We start from the raw sequence: 23329 nt of genomic DNA, 5'->3' as shown, positions 1-23329 counted from the left end.
ATGACTTTTTTCAATGACAAGAAGACCAATCTGTCCCGCCGCAACCTGCTCAAGGGGCTCGGCGCCTGCGCAGCCCTGCCCCTGCTCGGCGGCATTTTTCCCAAGAGTGCGCTGGCGCAAGCCATCAGCACCGCATTGAGTCAGTTCCCGACCCTGGTGCCCGCCCAGAAGGGCATTCTGACTGGCGCCCACTGGGGTGCTTTCGAGGCGATCGTCGAAGATGGCCGCATGGTGCGCGTCCAGCCGGTGGCCGATGATCCGGCGCCAAACGATCTCATCGACATGGCGCCGTTCCAAGTCCACGCCAAGAACCGCATCAAATACCCCATGGTACGCAAGAGTTGGCTGGAGCACGGCCCGGGCGCCAAGCCGGAGCTGCGCGGCGCCGACGAGTGGGTGCGGGTGAGCTGGGAGAAAGCCATTGAACTGGTGGCCGGCGAGATCCAGCGCGTCCAGTCTGACTTCGGCCCGCAGGCGATCCACGCCGGTTCCTACGGCTGGAAGAGTGTCGGCATGTTCCACAACAGCCGCACCCTGCTGCACCGCCTGATGAACCTCTCCGGCGGCTTCACCGGTTATGCCGGTGACTACTCCACCGGTGCGGCTCAGGTGATCATGTCCCACGTGATGGGCTCCATCGAGGTGTACGAGCAGCAGACCGCCTGGCCCAACGTGGTGGAAAACGCCGAACTGGTGGTGCTGTGGGGGGTCAATGCTCAGGTCACCCTGAAGAACAGCTGGAACATGCCGGATCACGAAGGTCAGGCTGGCTTCAAGGCGCTAAAAGAAAAAGGCACCCGCGTCATCAGCATCGATCCGGTCTACAACGAGACCGCCAAGCTGGTCGGCGCCGAGTGGATTGCCCCGAACGCCTACACCGACGTGGCCATGATGCTGGGTGTGGCCCACACCCTCTACAGCGAGAAGAAGCACGATCAGGCCTTCCTCGATCGCTACACCGTCGGCTTCGACAAGTTCCTCGCCTATCTGCTCGGCAAGGATGACGGTCAGCCGAAGAGCGCCGAGTGGGCGAGCACTGTATGCGGCGTCGATGCCAAGGTGATCCGCCAGCTGGCCCTCGACATGGCCGCCAAGCGCACCATGATCATGGCCGGTTGGGGCATGCAGCGTCAGCAGCACGGCGAACAGCCCAACTGGATGCTGGTCACTCTGGCCTCCATGCTGGGCCAGATCGGCCTGCCGGGCGGCGGCTACGGCTTCAGCTACCACTACTCCTCCGGTGGCAGCCCCACCGCCAAAGGCGGCATTCTGGCGGGCATCTCCGCCGGCAACGCACCGAAGAACAGCCCGGCCCCGATCCCGGTGGCCCGCATTGCCGACTGTCTCGCCAACCCGGGCAAGACCATCGACTTCAACGGCCGCAAGGTGACCTATCCGGACATCAAGCTGGTCTACGTGGCGGGCGGCAACCCCTTCCACCACCATCAGGACACCAACAACCTGCTGCAGGCGTGGCGCAAGCCGCAGACCGTGATCGTCCACGAGCCTTACTGGACTGCCACCGCCAAGCACGCCGATATCGTGCTGCCGGTCACTACCAGCTACGAGCGCAACGATCTGGAGATGGGCGGGGACTACTCCCAGCGCTATGTGTTCCCGATGCACCAGTGCGTACCGCCGCAGTTTGAAGCCCGCAACGACTTCGATATCTTCAGCGCCATCGCCGCCAAGCTGGGCGTGCAGGAGCAGTACACCGAAGGGAAGGACGAGATGCTGTGGCTCAAGCAGATGTACGACGGCATGGCGGCACAGGCCCGCGGCGCCCGCGTGGCGCTGCCGCCGTTCAATATGTTCTGGGAATCCAACAACTACATCCGCTTCCCGATCCCGGAGGCCAACCGCCAGTGGATCCGTCACGCCGATTTTCGCGAGAACCCGCTGCTCAACCCGCTCGGTACCCCGTCCGGCAAGATCGAGATCTTCTCCAACACGGTGGCGGGGATGGGTTACGCCGACTGCGCCGGCCATCCCAAGTGGTATGAGCCCAGGGAGTGGGTGAAGAGTGAGGTGGCGGCGCGCTATCCGCTGTCGCTCAACACCTCCCACCCGACCCAGCGGCTGCACTCCCAACTCGACAACACCCCGCTGCGAGACAAGTTCGCCATCGCCGACCGCGAGGCGATCATGATCCATCCGCTGGATGCCAAGGCTCGTGGCATCGCCCAGGGGGATCTGGTGCGTGCCTTCAACGAGCGCGGCCAGATCCTGGTGGGCGCCCTGCTATCCGAGGATGTGCGCCAAGGCGTGGTGCGGATCTGCGAAGGGGCCTGGTATGACCCGGCCAAGCCGGGCGAAGCGGGCAGCATTTGCAAGAACGGCAACGTCAACTGCCTCACCTTCGACGAAGGCTCGTCCAGTCTGGCGCAAGGCAACTGCGGCCACATGGCCCAGCTGCAGATCGAGAAGTACACAGGCCCGGTGCTGGCCAACACCGCCCACGCGGTACCGGCCAACGGCTAAGGCGATTGCCACCCAATAAAAACGGCGCCATCAAGGCGCCGTTTCTTTATCTGTCTGCCAAAGAGCACACATAGTCCGGACGGATTTAAAAATCCCCCTCTTCCATATACTCCTGCGCGCACTCCACCAGCTGCGGCCACAGCTCTTCCGGCACCCAGGCGTCCGGGTCATCTTCATCCCCGTCGTACTGGCTCCAGAAATAGCGGCGCAGGCCGGAGGCAAACTCGTCGCTGATCTCGGCCAGCTCGGAGAGCGGCCCCAACCAGGCGATGCGACGCAGGCCGGAGGCGAGATCGTTGATGGCATCCATCAGGGTGCGATCGTCGAAGCTCTGCTCCACCAGCAGGGTGAAGCGCTCGCGCGCCTGCTCGGTCTGCTCCTCGTCCAGCTCGCCCACATCGGCCAGCAAGTCGACAAAATCTTCCAGCAGGAACGCGATCAGGCCATCCCTGTCTTCAAACCACTGGATCTGGGCGCCCTTGACCCCCAGTACAGAGGCATCGAATGAATCGTCAAGATGGCACAGGGCCCACGGATCGTCGGTCATGGTTCTCTTCCTCAGGCTAAAACAAATGCCATATCTTATGCCTAGCTCTCGACCCTTGCCACCTTGGGCAACGAGAGGGAGGCGGCCAGCCCGCCCAGTTCGGCGCGGCCCATAATAAAGCTGCCGCGATAGGCTTCCGCCAGATCGGAGACGATGTTGAGACCGAGACCGGAACCCGGCACCTTCTCGTCGAGCCGCACCCCGCGCAGCACCGCCTTGGCGATCTGATCCTCGCTCATGCCGGGGCCGTCATCCTCGATACGCAGGGTGATCCAGCCCCCCAGCTCGGCGCTGGAGATACGCAGCTCGCTGGCAGACCACTTGAAGGCGTTCTCCAGCAAATTGCCCACCATCTCGTCGAAATCCTGCTCCTCCACCCCGACCGCCAGATTGGCGGGTACCTGCAGATCCACCGTCTTGCCCGGATAGAGGCGGGAGAAGGCGCGGCAGATGTACTCCACCCGCGCCCGCACCGGGGTCGAGACCCCGAGGATCTTGGCGGCACCGGTCACCCGTGCCTTGCCAAGGTGATAGTCGATATGGCGCTGGATCTGGTCGAGCTGCTCGCCGATGGCGGCCTGATCCTCCGGCGGCAACTGGGCCACCTGATTGCGCATGATGCTGAGCGGCGTCTTGAGGGCGTGGGCCAGATTGCCGGTGTGGGATCGCGCCCGCTGCAGCAGCTCGCCGTAGTGGTGCAGCAGCCGGTTGATATCCTCCACCAGCGGCTGGATCTCCAGCGGATAGCGCAGCCGGAAGCCCTCCTGATGACCCTCGTGAACCCGCCCCAGTTCACGGCGCAGCAGGTGCAGCGGCCGCAAACCGTAGACGATCTGGAACATGAAGCCGAGCACCAGACCGGCGGCAGCAAAGCCGAGACCGAGGAACAGGCTGATGCGGGTCTTGTTGAGAGTCTGGGTCAGGGCGCTGCTGTCCTTGGCCATCACCAGAGTGAAGACCCGATCCGAACCGGGCAGCAGCACGGTACGGGTCATGATCAGCAGCGGCTCCTTGTTGGGCCCCTTGCCGACAAAGAGGTCGGGATCGCCAAACGCCGACTTGAGGCCATCGCTCTTCAGGTTGGTATCCCACAGGGAGCGGGAGCGCCCCACCACATCGCGGCCCAATTCCAGCTGCCAATAGTAGCCGGAGTAGGGTTGATTGAAGCGGGGATCGGAGAGGGAGCCGGTGACCACCGGCAGGCCGGTTTTGGCCACTTCCAGCCGGGAGAGCAGATCATAGAGCTGCAGGCGCAGACCGTCGGCCTCCGCCTCCTGCCAGTAGTTGCGCATCATGGTCTGCAGACTGAAACCGGTGGCGAACAGAAACAGCCCGCACCACACCAGCGCGATGGCGACCAGTCGCCCCCGCAGGGTTCTGACCAGCCTCATTCGTTGATCCGGTACCCGAGGCCGCGCACTGTCTCAATCAGATCGGGGTTGGTTTTCTTGCGGATCCGGCCGATGAACACCTCCACGGTATTGGAGTCGCGGTCAAAATCCTGAGCATAGATGTGGTCGATCAGCTCGCTGCGCGACACCACCTTGCCCCGATGCTGCATCAGGTAACCCAGCACACGGAACTCGTGGGCGGTCAGCTTGATGGGAGTCCCTTCGTACCACACCTGCGACGCCGCCATGTCGAGCCGCACCCCGCCGATCTCCAGAATGGAGCTGGCGTTACCCGCCGCCCGGCGCACCAGCGCATGGACCCGCGCCACCAGCTCGGCCACCTGGAACGGCTTGGTCAGGTAGTCATCGGCACCGGCGTTAAGCCCCTCGATCTTCTCGTGCAGTTGGCCACGGGCGGTCAGCACCAGCACAGGGGTATCGATCCCCTTGCTGCGCCACTCCTTCAGCACGCTCAAGCCATCGCGCCCCGGCAGACCGAGGTCGAGAATGATGGCATCGTAAGGTTCGGTCTCGCCGAGAAAACCGGCCTCGTTGCCGTCGTGGCATAGGTCGGTGACAAAGCCGGAGAGGCGCAGCTGTTCGGCTAGCTGGCCAGCCAGAATTTTTTCGTCTTCAACAATCAGAATTCGCATGAACAGGCTTCCACACAGGGGTTATTCATCATCCTCGACCGGGGGCTTTGGCGGTTCGAACAACCGCTCCAGATGGTGGCCCTTGGCCCACACCAGCTCAAGGTTGTCGGCCCGATAGGCTACCTTGATCACGCTGTTTTCCCGATCGATGACTCGCAGTTCATAGAGCCAGATACCATCCTCTTCCCCCAGATCCACCCGCAACACCCGCACCGGCAATCTGGCCGCCACCTCCATCATTTCATGGAAGGGCCGAACCCGTCCCTCATGGACAGCTTGCTGCAGCATGGCTTCATCAGGCGTGACCGCCTGTGCCAGCAACGGCAGCAATAACCCAAGCAGAGGGAGCGCTCTATTCATGGATGATTCATCTCCAAAAACCTAACATAATGGCGTTTATAGTCTGCCAGCCATGAATCCGGAATGAATATGATCCCGCGCAGTTTCCTGCTGATCCTTTGCCTGTTGAGTGCCACAAGCTGGGCGGCCCAGAGCCGTCTCGACATGGCCGGGCTGGTCAAACTCCTGCTGGCGCAAGGGTATCACGACATTCGGGAAGTGGAGCTGGAAGGGGACAAATTCGAGGTCAAAACCCTCAATCGCCGGGATCAGAAGGTACATCTCATCGTCGATGCCTACACTGGCGAGATCAAACAACAAGAGGCCGATTAGGCCTCTTTTGCATTCCAGCGTCCCCGCATGGGGCGCAGCAGTTTCTCCCGTCTCGGCCAGAGCAGGGCGCAGGCCAGCAGCAGGTAGATGAGGGGCTCACCCCAACCGCTCTTGAGCGACCACCAGTAGTGCACCGGCACCAGCAGGGCGATGGCATAGACCCAGTTGTGCAGCTTCTGCCATGCTGCGCCCATGCGGCGCTGCAATGCGGGCAGCGAAGTGATGCTGAGGGCGGCCAGCAGCAGCAATGCCACCATCCCCACCACGATATAGCTGCGCTTGACCAGCTCGCCGCCAATCAGGCCCCAGTCAAACTGCAGATCCAACCCCAGCCACGCCATGAAGTGGAGCAGCGCCCAGGCAAAACACCAGAGCCCGAGGGGGCGGCGCAGCTTGATGAGCTGCCCCTGCCGCCAGCGCTTGGCCAGCGGCGAGACCAGCAGGGTGAGCAGCAGCAGGTTGAGCGCCCCCTTGCCGAGGTAGTGGATAAGCTCGGGCACCGGATCGCCCCCCAGCAGACCCGCTGGAATGGCAAAAACCAGCCAAAGCAGGAAGCCGAGGGAGCTCAGATGCACCAGCGCCCGCAAACCGCTGATATGGGCCGGTTTCAATCTCAGTACCATTGGCGCAGATCCATCCCCTGATAGAGCGAGGCGACTTCGTCACCATAGCCGTTGAACATCAGGGTCGGCTGACGCTTGGCGCCAAACACTCCGCCCTCACCGATGAAACGCTCGCTGGCCTGACTCCAGCGCGGGTGATCCACCTGCGGATTGACGTTGGCGTAGAAGCCATATTCGTTGGGAGCCAGCAGGTTCCAGGTGGTCGGCGGCATCTCCTCTACCAGCCGGATCGAGACGATGCTCTTGATGCTCTTGAAGCCGTACTTCCACGGCACCACCAAGCGGATCGGCGCGCCATTCTGGGCGGGCAGGGTCTTGCCATAGAGCCCCATCGCAAGGAAAGAGAGAGGGTGCATCGCCTCGTCGATACGCAGCCCCTCAACGTAGGGATACTCTATACCGCCCCCCAGACTGGGGGCCTGCCCCGGCAGCTGTTTCGGATCAAACAGGGTTTCGAAGGCAACAAACTTGGCGCGACTGGTGGGCTCGGCACGGCGGATGATCTCCGCCAGCGAGATGCCGTTCCAGGGCAGTACCATGGACCAGGCTTCAACGCAGCGCAGCCGGTAGATCCGCTCCTCCAGCTCGCTCTTGTTGATGAGATCCCACACATCGAGGGTAAAGGGCTTGGCCACCTCCCCCTCCACCTTGAGGGTCCAGGGTTCGGGCTTGAGGTAATGGCCGTTGCGAGCCGGGTCGGACTTGTCGGTGCCTAGCTCATAGAAGTTGTTGTAACTGGTGGCCTTCTCTTCCGGTGTCAGCACCAGATTGGCCGGGCGATCGGCAGGCTTGCTGTTGAGCGGTTTGGTGGCTAACTGGGGAGCATCCTCTTTGCCGCGCAGCAGGTCGAGCACTCCGGCCTGAGTGGGAAATGCCAGGGTGGCGGCGCCCAGACCCAGCCCTTTGAGAATAAGGCGGCGGTCCTGATAGACGGCTTCCGGGGTGACATCCTGTTCGGTGAGGGGGTGGGCGGTACGACGCTTGATCAACATGAAAAACTCCCGGGGCTGAGTGAGGCAGTATGGATAAGACCCGCCCCGGCAGATTTTTATTTCACACAAATTTACATCATGTGGTGCAGGGGCAGTGCCTTGGCCATGGTGCCGACCAGAAACAGGACTACGAACACCAGCAGGGGAACGATCACATTTGGCGCCATCAGACTCACTCCATGAGCAGGACAGGGCCTCTAACTATGGCCGACTGTCAGGCCGGTCACCAATGAATTTTTTTCGCGAGCGCAAGCGTATTCCTGAGTTGAAAAAGGTGATGAAGATCACACACCATTCGGCCCCCGCTTGCCGCCCCAATTGCCGGGGGTAGGCTGCCCATTCTGCGAAGCCAACTGAAGAGTCGCCCCCATGAGCCCACTGATCGCCATCGCCATCACCACTGGAATTCTCTCCGCCGTCTGGGGCTGGATTGCCGTCGCGTTCGGCCTTATCTCCTGGGTCGGCTTTCTCGGCTGCACCAGCTATTTCGCGTCAAGCGGCGGCTACAAGGCGCTGCTGCAGACCATCTTCTGCAACACCAGCGGCATGCTGTGGGCACTGCTGCTGATCCATGGCGACAGTCTGTGGGGAGCGGGCGTGGCGGGTTATGTGATGACGGGGGTGGTCGCAACCCTGATGTGCGTTCAGGCCAAGCAGCAGTGGCTCGGCTACATTCCCGGCACCTTTGCCGGTTGCTGTGCCACCTTCGGAGCGGCTGGCGAGTGGCGGCTGATCCTGCCCTCCCTCATCATTGGCGCCTTGTTCGGTTACCTGATGAAGGCGAGCGGCCTCTGGCTCTCCCATAAAACTCAAAAAGCCGATGCCGCTCCGGCGGTGGTTGATCCCGCCTGATTTATCCCTTCGATTTGAAGTTTGCTGCTTCAATACCGTGCCGATTCAATAACTTGTAGAAATCGGTACGGTTTCTGCCCGCCATGTTGGCCGCCAGGGTCACGTTGCCCTCGGTGGTGCGCAGCAAACGGATCAGATACTCCTTCTCGAATTCGGCCCGCGCCTCGTTGAACGAGGGGATGCCGCCGCCACCACCGCTCAGGGCGGACTCCACCATGGAGACCCCGATCACCGGGCTGCAACAGAGGCTGGCGAGCTGCTCCACCACGTTGCAGAGCTGGCGCACGTTGCCGGGCCAGGCAGCGGCAGCCAGCATCGCCAGCGACTCGGGCGAAAATCCCATGGCGGCGCAGTCGCTGTGGCGGCTACGGTAATCGTCGAGGGCCTGTCGGGCCAGCAGGGGGATATCCTCGCTGCGGGCACTGAGAGACGGCAAGGTGATATTGGCGACGTTGAGACGATAGAAGAGATCTTCCCGAAAGCGCCCCTCCTCCATCGCCTTGACCAGATCCTGATGACTGGAGCTGAGCACCCTCACCTCCGGCGTGCCCTGACCATACTCCTCCATCACCTGCAGCAGCTTGGCCTGCAGGGATTCCGACAGGCTGCCAATCTCGTCGAGAAACAGGGTCGCCCCCTTGGCCTGCTCGAACAGACCGGACTGGCCATCTTCACCAAACAGCTGCAAGTCGAGTGACGCCCACGGAATGGCGGCACAGTTGATGGTATGGAGCGGCTTGTCGCGCCGCTGGCTGGCCTGATGCAGCGCCTGCGCCATCGCCCCCTTGCCGGAGCCTGACGGCCCCATGATCAGCACCGGCACCTCCATGGTCGCAATGCTGTGGGCCTGGATCAGCAGCTGTTCCAGCTGGGGATTGCGGGTCAGGATCAGCGACTGCCACTCCTGCTGCTGTTTAGGCCGGGTCAGACTCAGCGCATGTTCGATGGTGGCGAACAGCTCATCCTTGTTGATGGGTTTGGTCAGGAAGCTGAATACGCCGGAGCGGGTCGCCTGAATGGCGTCCGGGATGGTGCCATGGGCGGTCATGATGATCACCGGCAACCCCAGCCACTGAGCCTGGATCCGCTCGAACAGCGCCAGACCGTCCATGCCGGCCATCCGCAGATCGCTCAGCACCAGATCGGCCCGTTGCTGACGCAACCGGTCGAGGGCCCCTTCCGCGCTGTCGGCGGTATCCACTTCATAACCCTGACTGCGCAGCCGCATGCTCATCAGTTTGAGCAGGCTGACGTCGTCATCCACCAACAGGATCCGGCTCATGGTATTACCTCACGATTCTCGTTCAGCTTGCGCTGGTTGAGCTGGTCGTCGATAGCGGTCAGCTGCTCGATCTGGCGGCGCAGCCGCTGGATCTCCTGACTCTGGTCATCGCGACGGCTGTCGCGGGCCAGCAGCTGTTCGCCGAGGGCGATCCAGCTGCGTAAAAAGGCCTGCGCATCGAGACCCAGTTCGGGCAGCATCTGCTTCAGGCGCGCCAGACCGGCGGTGCGATTGGCCACCGATTCGGCGGGGTGGGAGTCCACCATCGCCAGACTGCCCCGGCTCTCCAGATCGTCGGCCCCTTTCAGACGCTGACGCTCCTGCACCCGTTGCTGGGGGTGACTGGCCAGCAGCCAGTCGGAGTATTGCAGACGCACCTGCATCTCCTTGTTGGCAAACTCCATCCGCTTGGCAAAAGCGATATCGGAGGACTCCCGCTGTGCCTGTTGCGGCAGCAAGGAGCAACCCGCGAGCAGCCCTGCCATCAGAGCTGGAAATACGCGTTGTATCTTCATAGTCCTCATTTCAACGTCAACCTGAAACAGACATCCGCCTGTTTATCCTCTACCAGAACCAGTTCCCCCCCAGGCTGTTGGCAGACTCGCGGGCGATGGAGAGGCCCATGCCCGAGCCTTTCAAGAGACCTTGCCGCACTGTGCTGCCCTGCTCGAAGGGTTCAAAAATGCGTTGCTGATCGGCCACGGGGATCTTGGGCCCCTCGTTGGCCACTTCCAGCCAGCTTATCTGTTCATTCTGCCCTGCCCTGATCCAGATATTGCCCCCGCTGGCGCCGTAACTGACGGCGTTGGAGAAGAGGTTATCGAGGATCAGTCGTAGCCGGTAGGACTCCGCCCACAGGGTAACCGGCACGGTCGGCAAGTGTACACGGATCTGCTTGGACTCCAATGCCAGCCGGTACTCGGCAGAAAGTTCCGACAACATCGGCAGCAGGGGGACGGGCTCCAGTTCGAAGGCCTCCTGCTGACTGAGCCGGTTGAAGTCGAGCAGCCGCTCGATCAGGGTCTGCAAACGCCGACTGTTCTCATCGAGCATCTGGCAGATCTCCAGCTGATCCGGCGTCAAAGGCCCGACCAGCTGCTCGCAGAGCAGATCCGTCCCCTCCCGCAGCACCGCCAGCGGGGTCTTGAGCTCGTGGGAAACATGACGCAGGAACTGGTATTTCTGCAGCTCCAGCTCCTTGAGTTTGTCGTGCAGCCAGACGATCCGCTCCCCCAGCAATACCAGCTCGGCAGGGCCGTCAACCGGCTTGGGATCGGGTTCGACCCCGGCACCCAGACTCAAGATGCGCGACTCAATCTGTCGTACCGGGTGGATGATGAGGTAGGTGAAGATAAAGACCATCAGCAGGCTTAGCGCCGCCACCGCTCCACTCACCCACCAGAGCTCGCTGGTCAGTCCGGCGATGGTGAGCTGCACCCGATCCATATGTTCGTCAACCCGGCTGCGGGTGACTATTTCAAGCTGCTTGTTGGCATCGTTGAACTGCTCGAGCTTGTCTCCCGCTACCGCCGCCCGGGCCAACGCGGCATCCTGCAGGCTGTCGAGCCAGGCCAGCCCCTGATCGAGCCCGCTGTAGAGCTGGCCGTCGGTGATGGAGTTGCGGTGTTCCGCCAGCAACACCCGATACCCGTCGAGTTGCTGCTGGTAGCTGGTGAGGCTGCGGCGATCACCCAGCACCGCGAAGCGGCGCAAGGTGCGTTCGATATCGATGGCCTGCGCCGTCAGTAGGGTGGCGCGGCGGGTATCCTTGACCGCCCGCTCCATCTCGTCGCTAGTTGTGTAAACCCACCAGGTTGTTCACAGATTGAAGACGACTGATGGGGGGCTGGTAGCCCAGACTGGCATGAGGACGATGCCAGTTGTACTCATGCAACCACGGTTGCAAGTGCTCTGCCCGTTGCTCTGACGAGTCATAGCTCCGTGCATAAGCCCACTCACGCAGGGCGGTCTGAATGAAGCGCTCTGCTTTGCCATTGGTTTGTGGTGTGTAAGGCTTGGTGCGCAGATGCTTGAGCCCCAGCCGACGACACAGCTTCTGGAAGCGTTTCGACCGGTAACAGGCTCCATTGTCCGTGAGTAGCCGACTGAAACAAATGCCGAGCCCGGCGTAGTAGCGAAGTGCCTGTAACAGCGCCAGGCAGGCACTGCGTCCCGTTTCATCAGGATGCAGAGCGCTGAACGCCACACGGGAGTGGTCATCAATCGCCACATGAACACACTCCCACCCTGCGCCGCGTGAGTCCTTGCTGCGGTCGCCGGTGATACGATGGCCGGGACGGTGGAAACGCCCCAACTTTTTGATGTCCAGATGCAGCAAGTCACCCGGTTTCTCATGTTCATAGCGTTGTACTGGAACAGCTGGGGCCAGATTGGCCAATCGATGAAGTCCCATGCGCTGCAAGATGCGGGCGACAGTACTGTGCCCTATGCCCAGATATTGGCTGATGTGCCGATAGGTCCGTCGCTGCTTGCGCAGTTCGATAATCCTCTGCTGGCGCTGGTCATCAATGGCATGAGGGCAAGATGCGGGTCGAGAAGAGCGATTGTACAAACCATCAGGTCCCTCCTGGCGATATCGAGTGAGCCACTTGTAAGCGGTGCGGATACTGACCCCGGCAGCGTGAGCGGCCTCTTCAACGCGCAGGCCCTGCTCAAGGATACGCTGGACAAGAAGCTGTCGACCAAAGACGGTTAATCGGGCATTTTTATGATTGTTCACTCGGGCACCTCGGATGATTGGTTTGGTTGGTGCCTCCAATTCTCCGGGAATGCCCCGAGTGAACAACCTACAGAGAGATCACAGCTAGTGAGTTGGCTGAGGTGGGCAAGGGAGGTGCTGTTGTGCCAGATCATGCCGCCCAGCGGCATCAATACCAGCACGAATCCCATCAATACCACCTGCAGCAGGGAGCGTGGGCGAACCTTGGTCATCATCTCTTCTCTTGCGTTCTCACCGGTGCGCCAGCATAGCTGCACCGCCCAGAAAAACAAAACCGGCCAACAGGCCGGTTTGGATTATCTGGATTGTGGTGATTCACGCCAACGCGACAGAGGCCAGACAGATAATCATGATCAGCGCCAGCGCACCCGAAGCGGTCAACAGCGCCCATTTCAGCTCCACACTCATGCAAACCTCCTTTCTGCCAATCAGTGCCGGATCACAATAGATAAGACAATGTTAAGCCATAGTTAATCCGATAACCGTGAGCTGCGTATACATTTCAGATGAGCCCAACCCCGGGAAGGTCAGCATGTTCTATCTGTGTAGCATTGGTTCCAATATTGACCCGCATATCCATGTCAGCCGCGCGCTGGCCGAGCTGTTTGAGAACGTCGGTCCCCTTCGGCTGAGTTCGGTGATCCGCACCAAGCCGGTGGGAATGCACTCCAGCCACGACTTTCTCAACTGCCTGCTGGTGGTGGAGAGCCCGCTCGATGCCGCCCGCCTCAAGCAGCACTTTGTCGCCCTCGAGGTGGCTCACGGCCGTGATCGCAGCGATCCGCTCTGCAAGGTGCACGATCGGCCGCTCGACATCGATATTCTGGCCAGCAACAGGAGCGGTGACTTTGCCTCGGCAGAGGTCGATTCCTATCTGGCGGAGCTGCTGGCAGAGCTCTACGGCCATGGCGAGGTGCATGACCCCAAGGTGGTGCTGCAAGTGACGCTCCCCGCCCAGTCGGGCAAGCTCAAACCCGGCAAGGGCTTGCTGACCCGGCAGGTCGGGCTGGGGCCGCTGGTGCTCGGCAACCCCTCAGAGGTTGGCCAGAGCACGCCCGCCATCTACCTTGATGCTGGCACCCGTCATATAACTGTTCCCCACCAGTAGCTGCACCGCCTGCCAGATGGGCTCAAGTCCACCCTCCCGCGCCAGCGGCGTTTTCGCCAACACCTGCTGGCGCCAGCTCTCGTCATGTTCATCGAGAAACAGGATCGGCCCTGGCTCTATGGTGTTGACCCGAACCGTGGGCGCCAGCTCGCGGGCAAAGCTCATGGCCAGCGAATGGGCTCCCGCCTTGGTGGCCACATAGCTGGCAAAACGGGGGGCCGGGGCATGGATATAGATATCGGTGATGTGAATGATGCTGGCGTTGGGGTTGCTGGCAAGCTGAGGGGCCAGCGCCCGGTTAAGCTGGAAGGGGGCCGCCATGTGTACCCGGTAGAACTGCTCGAACTGGGCCAGTTGCGCCGCCGGATCAGTTGCCTGAGGTTCGAAAGCAGAGGCGTTGTGGATCACCAGCGCCAGATCCTGATGGGCAGCCAGCACATCGATCAGCTTGCCAACGTCCTCTTCCCGGCCAAAATCCGCCTGCACCAGTTCGACCCCCAATGCAGCCAGCGTGGCCAGCTCCGGCCGCTCGCTGCGATAGCTGCCCGTCACCTGCCAACCCGCTGCCACCAGCTGTTCACAGAGATAAAATCCGAGTCGACGGCCGCAGCCCGTTACCAATGCACGCATATGATCTCCTTTCCCTTTCATGGTCTTGCATGAACGAAGCCCGCCTGCCAGCGGATCACCGCCGATGGCCGGTGCCTATCAATCTCTGCGGCACAAGCCATTGGTCGCGGGCCACCCACCCGCGTCATAGTGGCGGCATCCCCCTCTTGCGGAGTCACCACCATGCTGAAAGTACACCACCACATGGGTCGCCTGACCCACTCCCTCACTGCCGGACTCGGCCTGGCCGAGGCGCTGGATCGCCTGCATCAATCGGGTCTTGGCGGCCTGCCGGTGCTGGATGAGCAAAAACGGCTTATCGGCTTTCTTTCCGAACAAGACTGCATTCCCAGCCTGCTCACCGGCAGCTACCACTGCGATACCCGCACCAGGGTGGAGGATCTGATGAACCGCTCGCCCCTCTCGGTCGGGCCGGATGAGAGCATTCTGGATCTGGCTCGCCAGATGGCCGATGCCAAGCCCAAGATCTACCCGGTGCTGCAACAGGGCAAGGTGATCGGCATCATCAGCCGCCGTCAGGTGATGCAGGCCCTCAACCAGCAGATGAAGGTGTGCCAGCAGACCTAGATCTGGTAACGCCCCTTGTCACCGATATCGAAGTGCAGGGGCATCCGCCACTTGGCCAGCGCCAGCAAGGTCAACAGGGCCCCGCATACCAGCGCCACCAGTGCGGCGGCCCACTCCACCCGCAACCACTCCAGCAGCCATAACGCCGGCAGCAAAATGGGCACCAGCTTGATGCCGGGAATCGAGAAGCAAAACTGCTCCTTGAACGCCAGCCCGGAGAGGGTCGCCAAGGCCGCTCCCAGCACCAGCGCATCCGGCGCCCCCACCGCTGCCAGGGCCAGTGCGCCCCACCCAAATCCCTGTAGAATCAGGCGAATCCGCTTGTCGTAGATATGCAGCGAGAAGCCGCAGATTGCGCTTGCCACTGCCAGCGACATCAACCATTGTGCCGACGGGAGCAGTGCCATCCCGCTCAGCAGCGCCGCACCGCGGCAAAGCAGCAACAAGGCTGCCGCACTCAAGCCAAGGCGGTAGAGCGAGACGGTCAACTTGTCGATCCCGTCCAGCGGGCTCTCGATTTCAGGATTTGCCATAAACAGTCGCTTCTAACGGATCAGGTGCCATCCAATATACTGGAATCAGGTCTTGGAATATCTTCAAACGGGCTCAGGAGACGTAGTTTGCGTGTGATCCCCCTGTTTTGGTTGCTGTTTCCACTCGGATTGCCCGCCAAAGAGCTGGTGATCTGTGGCACCATGGAGCCCCCGCTCAAGTTTCTCGATGTCGATCAGAAACCCCGTGGGCTCGATATCGACATCGTCACCGCCATCTTCGACAAGCTGGAGACGCCTTTTAGGATCGAGCTGGCCGACTCCGGCGCCCGCCTCACCCGCAATGCCGAAACCGGCGCCTGCGACCTGGTGATGACCCACTCCTACAAGGCGGAGCGGGAAAGTTATCTCATCTATCCCCAACAGGCCCATCTTCGCCACAGCTGGCACTTCTTCGTGCGCAAGGCGGACCTGATGAAGATCCGCTACGAAACGCTGGCTGATCTCAAACCCTGGCGCATCGGCGTGACCAAGGATTTCTCCTACACCCCTGAACTGGCAGCGGCCATGACCGACCCGGCCTATCAGTTCCAGGAGATCACCATGAACCAGCTGCAACTGCGCAAACTGCTGGCCGGACGGATCGATACCGTGCCCATGCCGCTGGTCACCGCCTTCACCCAGACCAAGGAGGAGGGGCTGACGGGCAAGGTCGATTACCTGCCCAAACCGCTCAAGAGCAGCCCCTACTTCAACACCTGGGCCCGCGCACGGGCGGATGCACAGACCCCCGCCCTGATGGCGGCCTACGATGCCGAACTGCTGCGCATGAAACGCAACGGTAGCCTCAAGGCCCTCTACGACAAGTACGCCATCCCCTATATCGAACCCTGATCAAGGGGTCAGGGTTTCACATCCCGCAGGATCGGATTCTGCAGCGAAATCAGGGTTTCAGTGGACTGGATCTCGTCGATGGTCTGGATCTTGTTGATCAGCACTATCTGCAGCTCGTCTATGGAGCGGGTCATCACCTTCATGAAGATGCTGTAGTGGCCGGTGGTGTAGTAGGCCTCCACCACTTCGTCCAGCGCCTGCAGCTTGGCCAGCGCCGAGGGGTAATCCTTGGCACTCTTCAGATTGATCCCGATAAAGCAGCAGACGTCGTAACCCAACTTCTTGGGGTTAACCTGCACCCGTGTCCCCTCGATGATCCCCGCCTGTTTCATCTTCTCCACCCGCACATGGATGGTGCCCGGGCTGACCGCCAGTTGTTTCGCAAGTTCGGCGTAAGGGATCCGCGCATTCTCCATCAGAGCGGTGAGGATGGCCTGATCGAGATTATCGATCCGGTAATTTTCCGGCATTTTTTTGCACTCCCGTTGACGATACCTCATTAAAAAGCGGCTTATTTTGAAGAAAAAAATACATAAAGCCTATTTCTATTATCGAATATTGAATTTAGTTGGCATTCCGTTGAAGAATCACCACATCCAACGGGGTTTGAAACAGGAATTCAGCATGAAACAGCACTACATTCGCAGCCAACAGCAGATCAGCTTCGTCAAAGAGATGTTCTCCCGCCAACTCGCCCAGCAACTGGGTCTGATGGAGGTGCAAGCCCCCATTCTGAGCCGGGTCGGTGATGGTACTCAGGACAACCTCTCTGGCCACGAGAATGCAGTGCAGGTCAAAGTGAAGACCCTGCCGGAGCACAGCTACGAAGTGGTCCATTCACTGGCCAAATGGAAGCGCCAGACCCTGGGTCGCTTCGGCTTCGGCCCGGGCGAAGGGATCTACACCCACATGAAGGCGCTGCGTCCGGATGAAGACAAGCTCACCCCCATCCACTCCGTCTACGTGGATCAGTGGGACTGGGAGAAGGTGATGCCGAGCGAGCGCCGCGATCTCGCCTATCTGCAGGAAACCGTGCGCGGTATCTGGGCCGCCATCAAGGCCACCGAGCGCGCGGTCTGTGCCGAGCATGAGCTGACCCCCTTCCTGCCGGCAGAGATCCAGTTCCTGCACAGCGAAGAGCTGCTGGCCCGCTACCCGGATCTCGATGCCAAGGGGCGCGAGCGCGCCATCGCCAAAGAGCTGGGTGCCGTATTCCTGATCGGCATCGGCGGTGCCCTCTCCCACGGCGAGCGCCACGATGTCCGCGCCCCGGATTACGACGACTGGAGCAGCCACAGCGAGCTGGGTCTGGCCGGTCTGAACGGTGACATTCTGGTGTGGAACCCGGTACTGCAGGACAGCTTCGAAATCTCCTCCATGGGGATCCGGGTCGATGCCGAGGCGCTGAGCCGCCAGCTCGCCATCACAGGTGACGAGGAGCGCCTGCAGTACGACTGGCATCAGGAGCTGCTGGCCGCACGGATGCCGCAGACCATCGGCGGCGGCATCGGCCAATCTCGTCTGGCCATGCTGTTGCTGCAAAAAGAGCATATCGGTCAGGTGCAGGTTGGTGTCTGGCCAGCCGAGATGAAGGCCGCCATCCCGGGCATGCTGTAAACGCGTTGATTTCATCGGTCTGGCCTGTGCGCAGTGGCACGCGGGTCAGCCCTGAAGGTGTGTGGCGGTGCGGACTGAACGAGCGCAGTCCGGACATGCTGTAAGTCGCGTGGTCATCCCTGATGACCCACGGCGAAACCGGGGCTTGCCCCTGCGACCCGCTCAACCCACGTCAGGTCGCTTCACTACATTCCTCCCGGCAATCTTCGGATTGCCGTTTTTTTTATTTTCCATCGCCCAGATATGGCAACGCCAGCCCGAGGGCTGGCGTTGCAAACATAGATACGAGACTGGTTACTGGGTCATGGTGAGGCCGTTGCTGTCGGCTCCCAGCAGCAGTTTCTTGCCGGGGACGATGCGGCCGGAGAGCAGCGCCTGCGCCAGCGGGTTCTCCACCTTCTGCTGGATCGCCCGCTTGAGGGGACGCGCCCCATAGACGGGGTCGAACCCGGCATGCACCAGCTTCTCGAGCAGCGCTTCGCTCACCTCCACCTCGTAGCCCTGCGCCTCCAGTCGCCCCATCAGGCTCTTGAGCTGGATGCGGGCGATGGACTTGATGTGATCCTCGCCGAGGGGATGGAACACCACGGTCTCGTCGATCCGGTTGATAAATTCCGGCCGGAAACTGCGGGTCAGCACATCCATCAGCATGGCCTTCATCTCGTCGTAATCCTTCTCGGAGTGGTGCTCCTGAATCAGATCCGACCCGAGGTTGGAGGTCATGATCACCACCGAGTTGCGGAAATCGACGGTCCGACCCTGACCATCTGTCAGGCGGCCATCGTCCAGCACCTGCAACAGGATGTTGAAGACATCGGGATGTGCCTTCTCCACCTCGTCCAGCAGGATCACCGAGTAGGGACGACGGCGTACCGCCTCGGTCAGATAACCGCCCTCTTCATAACCCACATATCCGGGAGGCGCCCCCACCAGACGGGCCACGCTGTGTTTCTCCATGAACTCGGACATATCGATCCGCACCATGGCATCCTGGGTATCGAACAGGAACTCGGCCAGCGCCTTGCACAGCTCGGTCTTGCCCACTCCAGTGGGCCCCAGGAACAGGAAGGAGCCGATGGGGCGATTCGGATCGGAGAGACCGGCACGGGAGCGACGAATGGCGTTGGAGACCGCATCAACCGCCTCCTCCTGGCCAATCACCCGGCTGTGCAGCTGATCTTCCATCCGCAGCAGCTTGTCGCGTTCACCTTCCAGCATGCGGGCGACCGGAATCCCGGTCCAGCGGGCCAAGACGTCTGCGATCTCCACATCGGTGACCCGGTTGCGCAGCAGGCTGGTCTCCTGCATCTCGGCTTGAGTGGCGAGATCCAGCTGTTTCTCCAGCTCCGGAATGCGGCCGTACTGCAGCTCGGACATCCGGCCCAGGTCGCCTGCGCGGCGCGCCACGTCGAGATCCTGACGGGCCTGCTCCAGCGCTGCCTTGATATGCTGGGTGCCGGCAAGAGCGGCCTTCTCGGCCTTCCACACCTCGTCCAGCTCGTTGTATTCCCGATCTTTTTCGCCAATCTCCTGATTGATCAGCTCCAGCCGTTTGCGGCTGGCGTCGTCGTCCTCCTTCATCAGCGCCTGCTGCTCCAGCTTGAGCTGGATGATGCGCCGCTCGAGACGATCGAGCGCCTCCGGCTTGGAATCGATCTGCAGCCGGATGCTGGCTGCCGCCTCGTCAATCAGGTCGATAGCCTTGTCCGGCAGCTGGCGATCCGCGATATAGCGGTGTGACAGCTGGGCCGCCGCCACGATGGCGGGGTCGGTGATCTGCACATGGTGGTGCAGCTCGTAACGCTCTTTCAGGCCGCGCAGAATGGCGATGGTGTCCTCCACGCTCGGCTCTTCCACCAGCACCTTCTGGAAACGACGCTCCAGCGCGGCATCTTTCTCGATGTACTGACGGTACTCATCCAGGGTGGTGGCGCCGACGCAGTGCAGGTCGCCACGGGCCAGCGCAGGTTTCAGCATGTTGCCCGCGTCCATGGCCCCTTCGCCCTTGCCGGCGCCGACCATGGTGTGCAGCTCGTCGATAAAGAGGATGACGTTGCCTTCCTCCTTGGCGAGATCGGTCAGTACGGCCTTGAGCCGCTCTTCAAACTCGCCGCGATACTTGGCACCGGCCACCAGCGCCCCCATGTCCAGCGACAGCACCCGCTTGTTCTTGAGCCCTTCCGGCACTTCACCGTTGATGATGCGCTGGGCCAGTCCCTCGACGATGGCGGTTTTACCGACACCGGGGGCACCGATCAGCACGGGGTTGTTCTTGGTACGGCGTTGCAGCACCTGAATGGTGCGGCGGATCTCGTCATCACGGCCGATCACCGGGTCGAGCTTGCCGATTTCGGCCCGCTCGGTCAGATCGATGGTGTACTTCTCCAGCGCCTGACGGTTCTCCTCGGCGTTGGCATCCTCCACCTTCTTGCCGCCACGCACCTTGTCGATGGCCGCTTCGAGTTTCTCCTTGGTCAGCCCCTGGGCGCGCAGCAGCTCACCCAGCGTTCCCTTGTCATCGAGGGCAGCCAGCACGAACAGTTCGGAGGAGATGAACTGATCCTTGCGCTGCTGGGCCAGTTTGTCGCAGACGTTGAGCAGGCGGCCGAGGCCGTTGGAGAGCTGCACATCCCCTTCCACACCGCTGACGCGCGGCAGGCGATCCAGCTCCTCGCCAAGGCGGGAGCGCAGGGCATTGATATCCATCCCGGTCAGGGTGAGCAACGGACGGATAGAGCCGCCATCCTGATTGACCAGTGCGGTCATCAGGTGAACGGGTTCGATGAATTGGTGGTCACGACCCAGCGCAAGAGACTGGGCATCGGAAATAGCAATCTGGAATTTGCTGGTAAGGCGATCGAGGCGCATTGCACTCCCCCTTCAAACAGACAGACGCCGCTTGCGCGGCAAACAACATAACTTTCTGAGATGAAAGATGAGGCCCGTACGGGCTATTTCAAGGGCATGGACTGGTTATTTTTTCTGCAAGACGGGACAAGAACAGGATCCCCGCCTCTCTCATACGGATCTGTTCTTGAGAGAGACGGGCTATTACTTGGCGGGTGATTGCTTAGCGGGCCAACCAGATGAGGGAGGCCATCCGGCCGGTCTGGCCGTCGCGACGATAAGAGTAGAACTGCTCGCTATCGCTGAAGGTGCAGTATTCACCACCATAGACGGCGGTGACGCCAGCGTGGGCAAGGCGCAACCGCGCCAGCTGGTAGATATCCGCCAACCATTTGCCGTCGTTGGACGAAGGGACGAACGCCGCGACCGCTTCAGCCTGCTCAGCCATAAAGGCCTCGCGCACCTCGCCACCCACTTCAAATGCAGTGGGGCCGATGGCCGGGCCCAGCCAGGCCAGGATCTCGCCCGGCTCACAGCCCATGGCGGCGATGCTTGTCTCCAATACGCCCTCTTTCAGGCCACGCCAGCCCGCGTGAGCGGCAGCCACTACGGTACCCGCCCGATCGCAGAACAGCACCGGCAGACAGTCGGCAGTCATCACGATACAGGCCTGATCCGCCTCATGGGCGCAGGCGGCATCGGCATCCGGTGCTTGCTGATAATGGCTGCTGACCTGATGAACCACGGTGCCGTGCACCTGATTGAGCCAGTTGAGGGGCCCCGGGATGGCGGCCGCCTGCTGCAAGCGGGCGCGGTTAGACTCGACTCGCGCCGGTTCGTCACCCACATGGGCGCCCAGATTCAGCCCGGCGAAAAACCCCTCGCTTACCCCGCCATCCCGAGTAGTTGACAGGGCTCTGACATTGGCCGGAGCAGGCCAGTCAGGTTCGATCCATTTCATCTGTGACTCCTTCAATTTCACCGATATAAAAACGGGGCTCCTGCAAGGGAACCCCGTTTGGCATCTATTCGGGCCGGATGACGCCAGAAACCGACGCAGCAGGCCCTATCACATCAGTTCCAGACCAGATCATCCGGATTGGCGAGAGTATCCGCGCGCAGCACTTCCATCAGCTCCACCATGTCTTGCGGTGTAGCTGAGTGCCACTGCATCACTTCCCCCGTGATGGGGTGAGCCAGTTGCAGCATGGTGGCATGCAGCGCCTGACGGTTGAAGTTACGCAGTGCCTGGGTCAGCTCGGGGGTCGCGTTGCGCAGCGGGCGCAGACGACCACCATAAGCGGGATCACCCACCAGCGGGTGCTTGATGTGGGCCATGTGGACACGGATCTGGTGGGTACGGCCGGTCTCCAGACGCAGACGCAGACGGGTGTGGCCACGGAACTTCTCGTGAACCCGGTAGTGAGTTACGGAAGGACGACCATTGGGCACCACGGCCATATGAGTACGCTGGGTCGGGTGACGGCCGATGGGCGCATCGACGGTTCCACCTGCGGTCATGTGACCGATGGCGATCGCTTCGTACTCACGGGTGATCTGGCGCGCCTGCAACGCTTCCACCAGATGGGTCTGGGCGGGTACGGTTTTGGCAACCACCATCAAACCTGTGGTGTCTTTATCCAGACGGTGCACGATACCGGCGCGGGGCACCTCGGCAATGCCGGGGTAGCGGTGCAGCAGGGCGTTGAGGATGGTGCCATCCGGCGTACCTGCGCCCGGGTGAACCACCAGACCGGCCGGTTTGTCGATCACCAGAATGTGTTCATCTTCATAAACGATGTTGAGCTCGATATCCTGGGCATCCCAGCGAGTATCATCTTCCAGCTCGACATTCACATGCACCTGCTGCCCGGCCAGAATCTTCTCGCGCGGGGTGTTGGCAACCTGACCGTCCAGGGTCACTCTGTCCTGTAAAATCCACTCCTTGATGCGGGTGCGGGAGTAGTCTGGAAACAATTCGGCCAGGGCCTGGTCGAGTCGCTGCCCGAATTGGTGATCCTGGAATTCGCCTGTCAGTTCAATATGCTGGCTCATGTATGGTCTCTTGAGCGGGGGGTATCAATTCGAAATAATCCGGGTATTCTAGCTTTTCTTTTAGCCAAGCATAACGGATACTTTGCCAATTTCGTGGAAATGGACCGGATGTTGTTGATGGGAAAGAAGTCTCACCTGCTGATGTCGCTCGCCTTGGTCGCTACCTTGATCACAGGCTGTTCCAGCACCAAACCCAAGGTACCCGACGAACCGCCGGAGACCCTGTACCAGAAAGCACGCCTCAAACTGGACGTTGGCAATTACGTGCAAGCCACTGAATTGCTGGAGGCTTTGGACTCTCGCTACCCGTTCGGTGCCTACTCCAACCAGGTGCAGCTTGACCTCATCTATGCCTACTACAAGCAGGATGATACCGCTCAGGCGATCGCCAATATCGACCGTTTTATCCGCCTCAATCCGGCGCATAAAAATATCGATTACGTCTTCTATATGCGCGGCCTGACCAACATGGCGGCGGATTACAATTTCTTCCAGAGCCTGTTCGGTATCGATCGGGACGACAAAGACCCTGCTTATGCCCGTCAGGCATTCCAGGACTTCAAGACCCTGTTGCAGAACTACCCCAACAGCGTCTATGCCGCCGATGCCCGCGCTCGCATGATTGGCCTAAAGAATCGTCTGGCCCGATATGACCTGAGCGTGGCCGAGTATTACGTGAAGCGTGATGCACTGGTCGCGGCCGCCAACCGGGCCAAGCTGATTGTCGAAACCTACCCCGACACAGCCGAAACCGAGAAGGCATTGGAGATCATGGTCGAGTCTTACGACTCTCTGAAGATGCCGCAGCTGGCCAAGCATGCCCGCGAAGTGCTGGCCAAGAACTACCCGGAGAACCGCCTCGGCCGTGGCTGAGTGATACGGATAAA

Annotated in this window: 25 protein-coding genes and 1 pseudogene; 8 read left to right on the top strand and 18 right to left on the bottom strand. The window is 61.0% G+C overall.

Features of this window, described 5'->3' with window-relative positions:
* Positions 1–2481 (top strand): trimethylamine-N-oxide reductase TorA, encoded by a 2481-nt coding sequence (gene torA, locus ACTG1K_RS04280; RefSeq protein ID WP_429112640.1) that lies wholly within the window; start codon positions 1–3, stop codon positions 2479–2481.
* 85 nt (positions 2482–2566) lie between these two features.
* Here the strand turns inward: torA and ACTG1K_RS04275 are convergent, their stop codons facing one another.
* From ACTG1K_RS04275 to ACTG1K_RS04260, 4 genes are read right to left on the bottom strand one after another with little or no spacing between them, the layout of a single operon-like run.
* Positions 2567–3028, bottom strand: a complete 462-nt coding sequence (locus ACTG1K_RS04275; protein WP_108542312.1) for a hypothetical protein — start codon at positions 3026–3028, stop codon at positions 2567–2569.
* A 41-nt stretch (positions 3029–3069) separates the two neighbouring features.
* A complete protein-coding gene (locus ACTG1K_RS04270) occupies positions 3070–4419 on the bottom strand; it encodes a sensor histidine kinase (protein ID WP_005339828.1) in 1350 nt (449 codons plus the stop codon).
* Positions 4416–5072, bottom strand: a complete 657-nt coding sequence (locus ACTG1K_RS04265; RefSeq protein ID WP_005339826.1) for a response regulator transcription factor — start codon at positions 5070–5072, stop codon at positions 4416–4418. Before ACTG1K_RS04265 ends, ACTG1K_RS04270 begins: the two co-directional genes overlap by 4 nt.
* A 21-nt stretch (positions 5073–5093) precedes the next feature.
* On the bottom strand, positions 5094–5432 hold the full coding sequence (locus ACTG1K_RS04260; protein WP_005339825.1) for a PepSY domain-containing protein: 339 nt from the start codon (positions 5430–5432) through the stop codon (positions 5094–5096).
* Positions 5433–5495: 63 nt separating this feature from the next.
* On the opposite strand from ACTG1K_RS04260, the gene ACTG1K_RS04255 reads away from it, so the two are divergent.
* Positions 5496–5744, top strand: a complete 249-nt coding sequence (locus ACTG1K_RS04255; RefSeq protein ID WP_128834747.1) for a PepSY domain-containing protein — start codon at positions 5496–5498, stop codon at positions 5742–5744.
* Here the strand turns inward: ACTG1K_RS04255 and msrQ are convergent.
* Positions 5741–6367: a protein-methionine-sulfoxide reductase heme-binding subunit MsrQ gene (msrQ, locus tag ACTG1K_RS04250; protein WP_440004857.1), complete on the bottom strand. Its 627-nt coding sequence runs from the start codon at positions 6365–6367 to the stop codon at positions 5741–5743. The genes ACTG1K_RS04255 and msrQ overlap by 4 nt on opposite strands.
* On the bottom strand, positions 6358–7359 hold the full coding sequence (gene msrP, locus ACTG1K_RS04245; RefSeq protein WP_440004856.1) for a protein-methionine-sulfoxide reductase catalytic subunit MsrP: 1002 nt from the start codon (positions 7357–7359) through the stop codon (positions 6358–6360). Before msrP ends, msrQ begins: the two co-directional genes overlap by 10 nt.
* Before the next feature lie 369 nt (positions 7360–7728).
* Between msrP and ACTG1K_RS04240 the strand changes: the two genes are divergently transcribed.
* Positions 7729–8211: a DUF1097 domain-containing protein gene (locus ACTG1K_RS04240; protein ID WP_005339809.1), complete on the top strand. Its 483-nt coding sequence runs from the start codon at positions 7729–7731 to the stop codon at positions 8209–8211.
* A 1-nt stretch (position 8212) separates the two neighbouring features.
* Here the strand turns inward: ACTG1K_RS04240 and ACTG1K_RS04235 are convergent, their stop codons facing one another.
* From ACTG1K_RS04235 to cydH, 6 genes and pseudogenes are all read right to left on the bottom strand, one after another.
* Positions 8213–9493 (bottom strand): sigma 54-interacting transcriptional regulator, encoded by a 1281-nt coding sequence (locus tag ACTG1K_RS04235; protein WP_005339807.1) that lies wholly within the window; start codon positions 9491–9493, stop codon positions 8213–8215.
* On the bottom strand, positions 9490–10017 hold the full coding sequence (locus ACTG1K_RS04230) for a hypothetical protein (RefSeq protein ID WP_440004855.1): 528 nt from the start codon (positions 10015–10017) through the stop codon (positions 9490–9492). The genes ACTG1K_RS04235 and ACTG1K_RS04230 overlap by 4 nt, the downstream gene beginning before the upstream one ends.
* Positions 10014–11290, bottom strand: a pseudogene (locus tag ACTG1K_RS04225) (sensor histidine kinase); the annotation flags it as partial. The pseudogene ACTG1K_RS04225 and the gene ACTG1K_RS04230, both read right to left, overlap by 4 nt.
* Complete coding sequence (locus ACTG1K_RS04220) at positions 11286–12233, bottom strand: IS481 family transposase (RefSeq protein WP_440004854.1); 948 nt, start codon at positions 12231–12233, stop codon at positions 11286–11288. The pseudogene ACTG1K_RS04225 and the gene ACTG1K_RS04220, both read right to left, overlap by 5 nt.
* Positions 12230–12448 carry a hypothetical protein gene (locus ACTG1K_RS04215; protein WP_440006845.1) on the bottom strand — a complete coding sequence of 73 codons (219 nt, stop codon included), beginning with the start codon at positions 12446–12448 and terminating at the stop codon, positions 12230–12232. The genes ACTG1K_RS04220 and ACTG1K_RS04215 overlap by 4 nt, the downstream gene beginning before the upstream one ends.
* Before the next feature lie 100 nt (positions 12449–12548).
* Positions 12549–12641: a cytochrome bd-I oxidase subunit CydH gene (gene cydH / locus ACTG1K_RS04210; RefSeq protein ID WP_216952243.1), complete on the bottom strand. Its 93-nt coding sequence runs from the start codon at positions 12639–12641 to the stop codon at positions 12549–12551.
* Between the two features lie 124 nt (positions 12642–12765).
* Here cydH and ACTG1K_RS04205 point away from each other — a divergent pair, with 124 nt between their 5' ends.
* A complete protein-coding gene (locus tag ACTG1K_RS04205) occupies positions 12766–13341 on the top strand; it encodes a 2-amino-4-hydroxy-6-hydroxymethyldihydropteridine diphosphokinase (RefSeq protein WP_440004853.1) in 576 nt (191 codons plus the stop codon).
* Here the strand turns inward: ACTG1K_RS04205 and ACTG1K_RS04200 are convergent.
* Positions 13267–13971, bottom strand: a complete 705-nt coding sequence (locus ACTG1K_RS04200) for an SDR family oxidoreductase (protein WP_421231100.1) — start codon at positions 13969–13971, stop codon at positions 13267–13269. The two genes, ACTG1K_RS04205 and ACTG1K_RS04200, sit on opposite strands and share 75 nt — an antisense overlap.
* A 162-nt stretch (positions 13972–14133) precedes the next feature.
* Between ACTG1K_RS04200 and ACTG1K_RS04195 the strand changes: the two genes are divergently transcribed.
* Entirely contained in the window at positions 14134–14538 is a 405-nt protein-coding gene (locus ACTG1K_RS04195) for a CBS domain-containing protein (RefSeq protein WP_005356342.1), read from the top strand.
* Here ACTG1K_RS04195 and ACTG1K_RS04190 read toward each other — a convergent pair.
* Positions 14535–15071, bottom strand: a complete 537-nt coding sequence (locus ACTG1K_RS04190; protein WP_213388076.1) for a DUF2301 domain-containing membrane protein — start codon at positions 15069–15071, stop codon at positions 14535–14537. The two genes, ACTG1K_RS04195 and ACTG1K_RS04190, sit on opposite strands and share 4 nt — an antisense overlap.
* A gap of 87 nt (positions 15072–15158) precedes the next feature.
* Here ACTG1K_RS04190 and ACTG1K_RS04185 point away from each other — a divergent pair, with 87 nt between their 5' ends.
* Positions 15159–15923: a substrate-binding periplasmic protein gene (locus tag ACTG1K_RS04185; protein ID WP_440004852.1), complete on the top strand. Its 765-nt coding sequence runs from the start codon at positions 15159–15161 to the stop codon at positions 15921–15923.
* Positions 15924–15931: 8 nt separating this feature from the next.
* Here ACTG1K_RS04185 and asnC read toward each other — a convergent pair whose 3' ends face one another.
* Positions 15932–16393: a transcriptional regulator AsnC gene (gene asnC, locus ACTG1K_RS04180; protein WP_005339783.1), complete on the bottom strand. Its 462-nt coding sequence runs from the start codon at positions 16391–16393 to the stop codon at positions 15932–15934.
* Positions 16394–16547: 154 nt separating this feature from the next.
* Between asnC and asnA the strand changes: the two genes are divergently transcribed.
* Positions 16548–17540: an aspartate--ammonia ligase gene (asnA, locus tag ACTG1K_RS04175; RefSeq protein ID WP_440004851.1), complete on the top strand. Its 993-nt coding sequence runs from the start codon at positions 16548–16550 to the stop codon at positions 17538–17540.
* 294 nt (positions 17541–17834) lie between these two features.
* Here the strand turns inward: asnA and clpB are convergent, their stop codons facing one another.
* The 3 genes from clpB to rluD form a co-directional block, all read right to left on the bottom strand.
* Positions 17835–20408 (bottom strand): ATP-dependent chaperone ClpB, encoded by a 2574-nt coding sequence (gene clpB / locus ACTG1K_RS04170; protein ID WP_123173968.1) that lies wholly within the window; start codon positions 20406–20408, stop codon positions 17835–17837.
* 202 nt (positions 20409–20610) lie between these two features.
* Positions 20611–21348: a peptidoglycan editing factor PgeF gene (gene pgeF / locus ACTG1K_RS04165; RefSeq protein WP_159158014.1), complete on the bottom strand. Its 738-nt coding sequence runs from the start codon at positions 21346–21348 to the stop codon at positions 20611–20613.
* A gap of 113 nt (positions 21349–21461) precedes the next feature.
* Positions 21462–22442: a 23S rRNA pseudouridine(1911/1915/1917) synthase RluD gene (rluD, locus tag ACTG1K_RS04160; RefSeq protein ID WP_005339771.1), complete on the bottom strand. Its 981-nt coding sequence runs from the start codon at positions 22440–22442 to the stop codon at positions 21462–21464.
* 117 nt (positions 22443–22559) lie between these two features.
* On the opposite strand from rluD, the gene ACTG1K_RS04155 reads away from it, so the two are divergent.
* Positions 22560–23315: an outer membrane protein assembly factor BamD gene (locus tag ACTG1K_RS04155; protein WP_101530913.1), complete on the top strand. Its 756-nt coding sequence runs from the start codon at positions 22560–22562 to the stop codon at positions 23313–23315.
* Positions 23316–23329 lie beyond the last annotated feature (14 nt).

Origin of the sequence: Aeromonas sp. 102P (assembly GCF_051920345.1) — a bacterium.
Lineage (GTDB): Bacteria > Pseudomonadota > Gammaproteobacteria > Enterobacterales > Aeromonadaceae > Aeromonas > Aeromonas veronii.
Note: the sequence above shows the minus strand (reverse complement) of the source record. Positions and strands in the feature narration are given on the sequence as shown.

Bases quoted from the DNA above. Each gene is read 5' to 3' on its own strand.
- ACTG1K_RS04275 (WP_108542312.1), bottom strand. From the start codon at position 3,028: ATGACCGACGATCCGTGGGCCCTGTGCCATCTTGACGATTCATTCGAT.
- torA (WP_429112640.1), top strand. From the start codon at position 1: ATGACTTTTTTCAATGACAAGAAGACCAATCTGTCCCGCCGCAACCTG.
- asnA (WP_440004851.1), top strand. From the start codon at position 16,548: ATGAAACAGCACTACATTCGCAGCCAACAGCAGATCAGCTTCGTCAAA.
- ACTG1K_RS04270 (WP_005339828.1), bottom strand. From the start codon at position 4,419: ATGAGGCTGGTCAGAACCCTGCGGGGGCGACTGGTCGCCATCGCGCTG.
- asnC (WP_005339783.1), bottom strand. From the start codon at position 16,393: ATGCCGGAAAATTACCGGATCGATAATCTCGATCAGGCCATCCTCACC.
- ACTG1K_RS04260 (WP_005339825.1), bottom strand. From the start codon at position 5,432: ATGAATAGAGCGCTCCCTCTGCTTGGGTTATTGCTGCCGTTGCTGGCA.
- ACTG1K_RS04235 (WP_005339807.1), bottom strand. From the start codon at position 9,493: ATGAGCCGGATCCTGTTGGTGGATGACGACGTCAGCCTGCTCAAACTG.
- ACTG1K_RS04265 (WP_005339826.1), bottom strand. From the start codon at position 5,072: ATGCGAATTCTGATTGTTGAAGACGAAAAAATTCTGGCTGGCCAGCTA.
- ACTG1K_RS04190 (WP_213388076.1), bottom strand. From the start codon at position 15,071: ATGGCAAATCCTGAAATCGAGAGCCCGCTGGACGGGATCGACAAGTTG.
- ACTG1K_RS04195 (WP_005356342.1), top strand. From the start codon at position 14,134: ATGCTGAAAGTACACCACCACATGGGTCGCCTGACCCACTCCCTCACT.
- ACTG1K_RS04230 (WP_440004855.1), bottom strand. From the start codon at position 10,017: ATGAGGACTATGAAGATACAACGCGTATTTCCAGCTCTGATGGCAGGG.
- cydH (WP_216952243.1), bottom strand. From the start codon at position 12,641: ATGAGTGTGGAGCTGAAATGGGCGCTGTTGACCGCTTCGGGTGCGCTG.
- ACTG1K_RS04240 (WP_005339809.1), top strand. From the start codon at position 7,729: ATGAGCCCACTGATCGCCATCGCCATCACCACTGGAATTCTCTCCGCC.
- clpB (WP_123173968.1), bottom strand. From the start codon at position 20,408: ATGCGCCTCGATCGCCTTACCAGCAAATTCCAGATTGCTATTTCCGAT.
- ACTG1K_RS04155 (WP_101530913.1), top strand. From the start codon at position 22,560: ATGGGAAAGAAGTCTCACCTGCTGATGTCGCTCGCCTTGGTCGCTACC.
- ACTG1K_RS04215 (WP_440006845.1), bottom strand. From the start codon at position 12,448: ATGATGACCAAGGTTCGCCCACGCTCCCTGCTGCAGGTGGTATTGATG.
- pgeF (WP_159158014.1), bottom strand. From the start codon at position 21,348: ATGAAATGGATCGAACCTGACTGGCCTGCTCCGGCCAATGTCAGAGCC.
- ACTG1K_RS04205 (WP_440004853.1), top strand. From the start codon at position 12,766: ATGTTCTATCTGTGTAGCATTGGTTCCAATATTGACCCGCATATCCAT.
- ACTG1K_RS04200 (WP_421231100.1), bottom strand. From the start codon at position 13,971: ATGCGTGCATTGGTAACGGGCTGCGGCCGTCGACTCGGATTTTATCTC.
- ACTG1K_RS04255 (WP_128834747.1), top strand. From the start codon at position 5,496: ATGAATATGATCCCGCGCAGTTTCCTGCTGATCCTTTGCCTGTTGAGT.
- msrP (WP_440004856.1), bottom strand. From the start codon at position 7,359: ATGTTGATCAAGCGTCGTACCGCCCACCCCCTCACCGAACAGGATGTC.
- msrQ (WP_440004857.1), bottom strand. From the start codon at position 6,367: ATGGTACTGAGATTGAAACCGGCCCATATCAGCGGTTTGCGGGCGCTG.
- rluD (WP_005339771.1), bottom strand. From the start codon at position 22,442: ATGAGCCAGCATATTGAACTGACAGGCGAATTCCAGGATCACCAATTC.